The organism is Kamptonema animale CS-326 (genome assembly GCF_028330895.1).
GTDB lineage: Bacteria > Cyanobacteriota > Cyanobacteriia > Cyanobacteriales > Microcoleaceae > Kamptonema > Kamptonema formosum.
In genome coordinates, this window is sequence record NZ_JAQMUA010000304.1 from 1 (window position 1) to 9345 (window position 9345).

The window sequence follows — 9345 nt, forward strand, 5'->3', positions numbered from 1 at the left end:
ACTCAGAAGGCAGAAGGCAGAGGGAGATGGGGGAGGTGGGGGAGTAACTTAATCAATTAAAAATGCCAAATTAAAAATTGTGAGATTTAATTTTTAATTTTTAATTTTTAACTTTTAATTAATCGGAGGGGGGGATGGAAAAATTTACTTGACTCTTCAAACTAATCTACGGCGTTGGCATAGCTGGCCGGTAGGGGAAGGTGCATTACCAGAAACAAAGCAATTTCTTCTCAAAAATTAAACTTCCCAAAGGTGAGCGATCGCTTAGCAGCGGTAACAGAATTTAGAATAACCGCTAATACAGTTAGGATCTTTTTAATTCCTGAAACTATTGCTTTTATTTTATTTTTCTTCTGCTCTTCAAGATCGCTAAATTTTTCTGCCTTCTACTCTAGCATTGGTGGTTAATCGTTAGCGTTTAAGTGTATTGGTAACTATGGGTTAGCAGACGGTTAGCTGCTAACAAGTAACTACTAACAAGTAACCACTAACGATTAACAACCAACCACTGCTTAAATGATCGTCCCATCTGAAATGATGGCATTTTTGAGGACTACGACAATGCCGCTGCGGATATAGAATCCTTGGTCTTCGCGTTCGGCTTCTTCCACTCTATCTTTATTGATAATTTGGACGTGGCGACCGATGCGGGCATTTTTGTCGATGATAGCGCGGCGAATCCTGGTATTTGCACCGATGCCAACGGGGACAGCACCTTTTTCGGAACCTGACTGCCTTTCGGCGAAGGGTTCGTAGAAGTCGGAACCCATAATCAGGGAATCTTCGATGTTACAACCTGCTTCTATCCGCGATCGCACCCCTAATACTGAATGGTCGATGCGACATTCTTTGAGGATGCAACCTTCAGCAATAATTGATTCGGTTACTTGGCAGTCTAATAGTTTCGATGGGGGTAAGTAACGCTGACGAGTATAAATTGGGGCTTGTTCGTCGTAGAAACTAAAAGGTGGATGAGGCTGTTTTGTGAGAGCTAAGTTAGAATCATAGAAAGCCTCAATTGTTCCAATATCTTCCCAATATCCGTCAAATAAGTAGGCTTGAACGTTGTAGTCTTTGGCAGAGTTGGGAATAATTTCTTTGCCAAAATCAGTCTGTTCTGGGGATTCTTTCAGCAATTTCATCAAAACGTCTTTGTTGAAGACGTAAATCCCCATTGAGGCAATGTAAGGGCTTTCTTTAGCTTGTTCTGCCGTCAATCCCAGTTTAGTGGTATCGACCTGCATTTCTTTGAGGGCTTCGCCTTTGGGTTTTTCACTGAAGGAGATAATTCGACCGTTTTCATCGGTTTTCATCAAGCCAAAGTCGGAGGCGCGTTTGTCATCCATCGGTAAGACGGAGAGGGTGATATCGGCTTTGGTATCGAGGTGGCGTTGGACAAATTCTCGATAGTCCATGCGATAGAGGTGATCGCCTGAGAGAATCAGGTATTGATCAACGTCCCATTCTTCAAACAGCCAGCTATACTGACGGACTGCATCGGCTGTACCCTGAAACCAGTTGGGGTTTTCCTGGGTTTGTTGGGCCGCGAGCACTTCCACAAAGCCATCGCTGAAGCCGGCGAAGTTGTAGGCGCGGGAGATGTGGCGGTTGAGGGATGCTGAGTTGAATTGGGTGAGGACGTATATTTTGAGTATTTCTGAGTTAATACAGTTGCTTACGGGGATGTCGATCAGGCGGTATTTGCCTGCGAGGGGGACGGCGGGTTTGGCCCGCAGTTTGGTAAGCGGGTAAAGGCGGGTACCTACGCCGCCGCCAAGGATGATGGCTAAGACTTTTTTCACAAAATTTCCTCCTGACTGCCGGTGAGCTCTCATTGTCCAGTGTCGGATGGTGAGGGATCGTTGACAAGGGGGGGAGGGGAATAGGGGAGGGGTAGGATGCTGGCCGTTAGGTAGAATTCCTCAGTGGAATATAACAACTTGGGGATGCTGATTTTAGTATCGCTTTTGAGGGTAGGAGGGAGTGCGATCGCTATGAGGAGGTGAGGTGAGCGATCGTACTTCCTCCAATCCTTTCTATAATTCAAGTAAAGTTTTCATACTTTCCGGAATTTTAATTAGGCATTATGTATACTAATTAGTATATGAGGCTAAATAAACACAACATCACTATTATGAAATACAAGCTAACATCTCTTACACTAGACAAATCCTTAATGGAACAAGAAGCATTATGGGATTTTCTGAACTTGCAAAACAAGGATTCAGCTCCAACAATTAAGCTGCGTGATTTAATAGAGCTGACCAAGGCACTTATAATAAACGAGCTAGTTTCTTGCGGTCATTTAGAGGAAGAGCTGATAGAGTTTCAACTACAATATCAAATTTCATCAGAAGAAAGCCAGAAACCAGAAATAGGTTCAGTAAAGTGGAGTTATTTACCTGAATCTGAACAGGCAACAAAGAGTAAACATGAGGTCTTTGAAGAGCAACCAAAAGTTAATCTTGTTGAAAATTCATCGGAAGTTCACGAACGCATAGGAAAACTTACTGAACGACTTGGTGAGTTAATGGCAGCTTCAGATGAAGGCACGCTCACTTCCACCCGTGTCAAGTTCAAAACACTGGGAAGTTCTGGCAAGAAGATCGATTGTTGGCGAGAAAATGGGTCGGATAAATGTTATGAGGCTTATATTTATTATAATAATCAAAATGTAGTATTTCATAGTTGGCATAGAGTAAACGGTCAAAGGATTTCCTGCGTGTGCGATGACCCTAACCCTAATAGCCCTATCCCATAATTTCTAATAATATCTTGCCCATTATTTAATATTAGCGATCGTCTCGTTGATATCTGGAAGTAGGTCTGGTTTATTTTTTGCAAGGGAATGCAATTCGTCGATAAGTTCATCCTTTGCGGTCTTGTTTGCACTTAAGTGACGCATAATATCGCGATAAGTTTTTATGGCTGCTTCTATGTGTTTAGCTTGCAGTTGAGCTAATCCCAGTGTCTTAAGGGTCTCAAGATCGCATTGTACTTGCTGGCAAACTAAGTCTAAATCTTTAACTGCTTCTGTAGCGTTGCCTTGCTCTAGGTAGACAGTTGCCCGATTTACACGATCGCTTGGCTTGAATTTTGACTCAGATTGAGGTGCAGACTCAATTACTTTGGTATAAACATTCTGTGCTTCAGTCAGGTTCCCCATCCGGTAATAGAGCAAAGCTTGTTTACGGAGAGCTTCATAAAATGTGTTGTTCCAATCAAATGCAGCTCGATATGCTCCTAAAGCTTTTTCACAATTCTCTCTATTAGAGCACTGCCAATCTGTATAGGGAGAATATAAATTTCCTAATAAGACGTAAGCACCAGACACTACCTCAGTAGTCCTTTTATTTTTGTCTAACTCCAGCTTCATCGATTCAACTTCTAGCGCTTGCTCAATAATTTCAGGTGCTTCCTGAAAGCGTCCTTCTTTATTATAGATTTTGCTCAAGTTGCAAGCAGTCATTAAAAATACAAGACTCGGCCAATTTTTTGTGTGTATATCAAAATCAAAAGAGTTAGCTGCGGACAATTCCAGCTTAGTAAAAGTTCTACTATTTTGATTCACTGCTGTGACTGAGACTTCCAAAGTAGCTCCGCCCTGACGCCCCCAAATGATTAACGCTGCTCCTAACTTTTCCCCCAATCTGTCAGCTTCTTGAAGGCGAGGTACACTTTCACTGACGCGACAAATCACGGCATGAGGTATTGTTTCTTTTTTCAAGTGCTCTATAATTTTGTCTTCAATTCGTGAACTAATGGTTGAGTTTCCTTCTGAATTGTGAAACTTAGCAACGGCGATCGCTAGTTTTCCCTCTTTGCGAGCAAGGTTAAAGCATATTGACTGTTCTATGCTGTCGCGGATTTGGGGTACGAAAAAGGTGGTTGTACCTAGCAAAAAAATAAATCCCAAGCTAGTCATCACTTTTGGATATTGCCAGATTCCAGAAACTTTTTCTTTCGTAGATTCAACTGATACAGGGTTCGATTTCTTGAAGACTCCCCAAGGTTTCTTCAGTTCCTCGTTAAGAGTGAAAACATTTTGAATAATAGTGTTATTATCCCCGTGAATTTGATTGGAGTCGCGGCCAGCACTGGCTCCTTGTATAGTACCCTCATTGGAGGAACCAGTGCTTAGCTCTTGACATACACCTATTTCCTGTGGCAACTGCTGATCGTCTAAATTAGGCGAGGGTGATGGCTGAACCATGAGATTGACAGATCCCTAAAAATAGCGTTAATGACTTATGAATCAGCAAAAACAAAATGCAAGCACCCTGAAATTATTAGTAGATTTAGACACTTCCCAGGAAAAAGCTAGCTGCTACCCCTATCCAAGGTGCTAACTTAACAAAAATAGGGGTGAAAGTCTTCCAAAGTCCCTGAGTTGCTTCAACCGTTTCACTGGTAGTTTTGATACTCTCCGCTACTTTCTTGAGGTTTGTCTTGATAGAGTCTTTATCAGGGTTTACTTCCTTAGCTTCATCTTTGACAACAGCAAGGAGATTGTTGGCTTTCTTCTTCTTCTCATCTGGCAAATCCGCTGTTTGCAGCAATGCTTCAATTTGTTCTAGTAGTGCGATCGCCTCATCTTGAGTAATCTCTTTCTCTGCTGGAGCAACTTGATTAGTTTGCTGAATTTCGTTACCATCACCCGCAAGCACATTCGCATTGCCTCCTGCCACTCCTGCTTGCATCGCCCCTGTATTGCTGCCACCTTTAATGCTTTGACTAACTCCACCTGTATTCGATGACATAGTACGTACCTAACTTTATGTAAAGGTTTGAGTGAAAATTGTTATACACTAGCACATTGTGATAATCCTTAGCCCTATGCTGTTTTGCCGAACAGCCTGCATATAGTCTCCAATTCAAAAAAATTGTAACTTCCAATACAAAAAAACTGCTATAAGTTCTGAGCCTACCTTTAGCAGTACCGATTTCCACTAACTCTTAGATCTATCAGTACCCGCTAAAATTATAGCCTCAGCCATAGAAGGTTAGCAAGGCTAATATGCAAATTTAAACGCCAGAATCGGTTAAACCGCCGATTGAGTGCAGTAGAAGCGATCGCTCACTGGCTAGAAGTGCGATCGCTTTTAACAGCTAATCAAAGGCTGTGCTGACTTGAGTTAGTGACAGAGGAGCGATCGCAGATGGTCTTGAAAAGCAGATGCGATCGCGACTCAATTAACGGACAAACCTTTTGCCAAATGTAGTTCAGTTTTTCTCTACAGCCCTGTAATAAACTCTCTCAAGTCATTAGCACGGTTCACCCAACCCTGCAAAAAGACATCCTGGGAAGGGTTTTCCTTAACTCTATTGTGATGGTAAGCAATTCTTCCATTGATAATACTCAAAGCTGTTTCTTTGTTATTCTTAGCTCCCATTCCACTTTCAGTTTGCGGCCCAAAAATTCCATCAACACCAACTCCTAATGCTTCCTGTAAAAATTGGACAGCACCCCTTACTCCAAAAAGAACAGCAGTATCAAAATGCACTATAGCTAGAGGCAATATCATTGAATCAGCCTGAGATGGTTTCCAATACATCTCGGAGTAGATTTCCATCACTTCTGCCTCTTCAATAAACTTCACCTCCTTGGTAGGGAGTCCTTTGGCGATTCTGTAAGTGTCATAGTTTCTTTGGGTAATTCCTTTGTTCGTAGGCCCGCCCAAATCGAGTGGATGATCGACATAGCCTCCTTCCCATATCAAGGTGAATTGAAGGGCAAAGGCAAGTTTTTTTGGCAAAGAACCGGGCGCATCGCTTGGAAAAGAAGGTACATTAGGCGTACCCCGGCGATCCATAAGTTTTTGGAAAAATGCCGGCCCAAATAAGCCAGTATTCATATTGTTTAGGAACACTGAATCGCAAAAACGAGTTAGCGCATTCTTAGTAACATTTGCAAAAATTCCATCTACATCAGACAATTGCAGCAAGCCGAGAGCATTAAGCCGGCGTTGGATTTCCCGAACTAATTCCTTATCAGCAGTGAGTTCGTCCAACTTAATAACGAGCTTCTTGTTCAAGATTTCCCCAAGTTTTGATACATCCTCTTTTACTCCTAATATCTTCCAGGTATTAGGGCCGACAATGCCATCCACACTTAAGCCTTTTTGCTCTTGAAACTTTTTGACTGCAAGCTCAGTAGCCGCATCAAAAATACCATTTACTTCAATACTAATGCCGACATTTACCAATGTTGCAACTAATGCTTCTTGAATTTTGTTCACATTTATGCCTGTCATCGGAGGCTGGGTTAACCGTAGTATTTGGTCTTCAATCCCCATCCCAATTCCTGACATCCCTCGCCTATTTAAAAAGCCTTCTGCGGGTGAATCGGCCAGCCGACGCTCGGTTTCTTGGCCGTAATCGCCGTCTTCATCAATAATATCGTTGGGGTTATTTTGGTTCCAAAGTCGTTGAAAAGCCAGGACATTAATCTCAGCAAGATCGATGGTTCCTCGTCCAACAAAGTCAAAATGCGCGGGGTCGCGATCGCCTATCCACTGCCAGCCGCGATCTTCAAGAAAAGGCTTCCAGCCGAGATGATCTTCAATATCTAATGCTAAGCCGCTCTGGTGATTGCTGAAAGGGGGACGGGCGGCGGCGGTAATACCGCAACGACCTTCTTGAAACTGCTTGAATAGAAGAAATTGCTGGGCAATTGTTCGATAAGCTGAGAATACTCCGAGTTTTTTGCCGCGATCGCTAATAGCACGCTGAAGTGCTTCTTTTGCTGCTGGCTGAAGGTAAAACCAGACACCTTCTCCTAAAGCTTCTACATTTAAATCTTCAAAACTGACTAAAGCATTGGAACCCATGCTTTTGACGATCTGCCGATCGAGTTCTCGAATTGCAGAGGTTCCGCAACCTGTAATATTTCTCACTATTACCATAAATCATTCCTCACTTTGTTCCCAATTAATACCGAAAGTTTGCTATTAACCCGGATCGAGTTCTTAGTTTTTGTGCAAATTACTAGCTAAGATTTGTAACGACGCTGGGAACGTGGTTGACGTGAGAAGTGGGTAAGCCTTCAATAAAAATGTAACTTGGAAGACAAAAGCTTATACAAACCTAAACTTACCTTCGCCAGTAAGCCTTTCTACCAAAGGTTAGATTCAAAAGCAGCCACGACAAATGTAACCTAGTCATGGACGCTCAACCATACTACCATGCAAATTCAAACGCCAGACTGGGTAAAACACGCCGTATTCTACCAAATATTCCCCGATCGCTTCGCCAAAAGCAAACAACCCCGCAAACGCCTCTTGCAAAACTTCCTCTGGGAAGAATGGCACGAAATTCCCACCCTCCAAGGTTACAAAGGTGGTGATTTATGGGGTGTAATGGAACAGTTAGATTATCTACAAGACTTAGGCATCAACGCCATCTACTTCACCCCCATTTTTCAATCTGCTAGCAACCATCGCTACCACACCCACGACTATTACCAAGTCGATCCCATGTTAGGTGGAAATCCTGCTTTTAAAGAACTCTTAGATGCTGCCCATGAACGTAACATTAAAGTTGTTCTTGATGGCGTATTTAACCACGCCAGTCGCGGGTTTTTCTTCTTCCATGACATCCTCGAAAATGGCCCTTATTCTCCCTGGTTAAATTGGTTCAAAATAGAAGGTTGGCCTCTATCTCCCTACAATGGTGAATTCCCTGCTAACTATGCTGGTTGGGATGGAAATCGTGCATTGCCAGTCTTTAATCATGATAACCTGGAAGTGCGAGAATATATCATGGAAATTGCCGAATATTGGATTGAATTCGGCATTGATGGCTGGCGTTTAGATGTTCCTTTTGAAATTAAAACGCCGGGATTTTGGCAGGAATTTCGAGAGCGAGTAAAAGCGATCAATCCCGAAGCTTATATCGTGGGTGAAGTCTGGCTAGATGCACGAGAATGGCTAGATGGCACTCAATTTGATGGCGTAATGAATTATCTTTTTGCTGGGCCAACTATTGCTTTTACAGCAGGCGATCGCGTTGACATTCAGCAAGTACAAGACCGATCTTATCATCCCTACCCCCCATTATTTGCCAAAGAGTACGGCGAAAAAATCCAATATTTGTTAGAACTCTACCCTTGGGAAATACAGCTTACTCAGCTAAACTTACTGGCAAGTCACGATACAGCACGCCTGCTTTCTATTGCTGGAGGCGATCAAGCTAGCGTCGAACTTGCGACTTTGCTACTGTTAACATTTCCCGGTGCTCCTAGCATATATTATGGCGATGAAGTTGGCTTGCCTGGTCGTTTAGATCCAGATTCTCGCCGAGGTTTTCCTATGGAAAAACAGTGGGAAATTGATGTGTTAAATTACCACAAGTATTTAATAGCTTTGCGCCAAAAATATCCGGCTCTCCGTACAGGATTATATCATGCTCTATTCGCTGAAGGAACAGCTTATGTTTTCGCTCGAATTTTAGATGGAGAGGAATTGATTGTGGCAGTTAATGTCGGAACTGAACCAGTTAATGTTAGTTTTGATACACCTAATCTTACATCTCATCCCGATAAGATTATATACGGCAGAGGCGAGGTTTTGTGGAACCTCGAAGGGGAAACTAATCAACTAGAATTAACCATACCCCCTCGGACTGGCTTAATACTTAGTGAAGAAGGGGCTAGGGGCTAGGATGCTCAGGGCTAGGGGAATGAAGGGGCTACGATGCTCCGATGCTCCGATTGATCGGGGAAGAAGGGAATAGCATTGAAGGTTTCAACTAACAGATTGGGTGGGTATTACCCACCCTGATTGCTATTAATTAACCAACGCTGGTATTAACACTGCGTCAATGATGTGGAGCGTGCCGTTGTCGGCAAGAATATCGGCCTTGAGGATTTTAGCATGATTGACTTTAATACCATCAGAAGTATCAATCCCAACTACTGAACCTTCCACTGTCTCAGCGGAAGTGAGTTCAAGAAAATTATCAGTTCTGACATCACCAAATATGATATGATAGCTCAGAATTTGTTTGAGTTTAGGAATATTTTCCATCCAAGAAGCGATAGTATTAGGTGGAATCTTAGCAAAAGCCTCGTCAGTTGGTGCGAGAACAGTATAATATCCTGACCCCTGCAAAAGCTCTAACAAACCAGCCGCTTCAATTACAGTCAGCAATGTTTTAAAACATCCTGCATGGGTGACAGTTTCGACGATATCAGTCATGATCTTTTCCCTTTGATAAATTTCAGCAAATGAATCTAGTAAGTGGAAGAAAGAATGAAGAACTATTTAGTTCGAGTTCTCTAAAATAGGACTTACGCAAAACTAGCAGTAACGCCGCCTTCTAGGCGGTAAGAATACCGCCTAGAAG

General features: G+C 42.7%; 7 protein-coding genes. 2 read left to right on the forward strand and 5 right to left on the reverse strand.

The genetic code is table 11. From position 1 onward, the window contains the following. Window positions 1-512 precede the first annotated feature (512 nt). Entirely contained in the window at window positions 513-1802 is a 1290-nt protein-coding gene (locus PN499_RS17735; RefSeq protein WP_272033420.1) for a glucose-1-phosphate adenylyltransferase, read from the reverse strand. Window positions 1803-2134: 332 nt separating this feature from the next. On the opposite strand from PN499_RS17735, the gene PN499_RS17740 reads away from it, so the two are divergent. Beyond that, window positions 2135-2761 carry a hypothetical protein gene (locus PN499_RS17740; RefSeq protein ID WP_272033421.1) on the forward strand — a complete coding sequence of 209 codons (627 nt, stop codon included), beginning with the start codon at window positions 2135-2137 and terminating at the stop codon, window positions 2759-2761. A 21-nt stretch (window positions 2762-2782) separates the two neighbouring features. Here PN499_RS17740 and PN499_RS17745 read toward each other — a convergent pair whose 3' ends face one another. From PN499_RS17745 to PN499_RS17755, 3 genes are all read right to left on the reverse strand, one after another. After that, window positions 2783-4213 (reverse strand): tetratricopeptide repeat protein, encoded by a 1431-nt coding sequence (locus PN499_RS17745; RefSeq protein ID WP_272033422.1) that lies wholly within the window; start codon window positions 4211-4213, stop codon window positions 2783-2785. Between the two features lie 85 nt (window positions 4214-4298). Beyond that, window positions 4299-4760, reverse strand: a complete 462-nt coding sequence (locus PN499_RS17750) for a hypothetical protein (RefSeq protein ID WP_272033423.1) — start codon at window positions 4758-4760, stop codon at window positions 4299-4301. Window positions 4761-5234: 474 nt separating this feature from the next. Then, entirely contained in the window at window positions 5235-6905 is a 1671-nt protein-coding gene (locus tag PN499_RS17755; protein WP_272033424.1) for a peptidoglycan-binding protein, read from the reverse strand. Between the two features lie 279 nt (window positions 6906-7184). Between PN499_RS17755 and PN499_RS17760 the strand changes: the two genes are divergently transcribed. After that, window positions 7185-8660: a glycoside hydrolase family 13 protein gene (locus PN499_RS17760; protein ID WP_272033425.1), complete on the forward strand. Its 1476-nt coding sequence runs from the start codon at window positions 7185-7187 to the stop codon at window positions 8658-8660. A 126-nt stretch (window positions 8661-8786) separates the two neighbouring features. On the opposite strand, the gene PN499_RS17765 is transcribed toward PN499_RS17760, so the two are convergent. Continuing rightward, entirely contained in the window at window positions 8787-9197 is a 411-nt protein-coding gene (locus PN499_RS17765) for a fasciclin domain-containing protein (protein WP_272033426.1), read from the reverse strand. Between the last annotated feature and the right edge of the window lie 148 nt (window positions 9198-9345).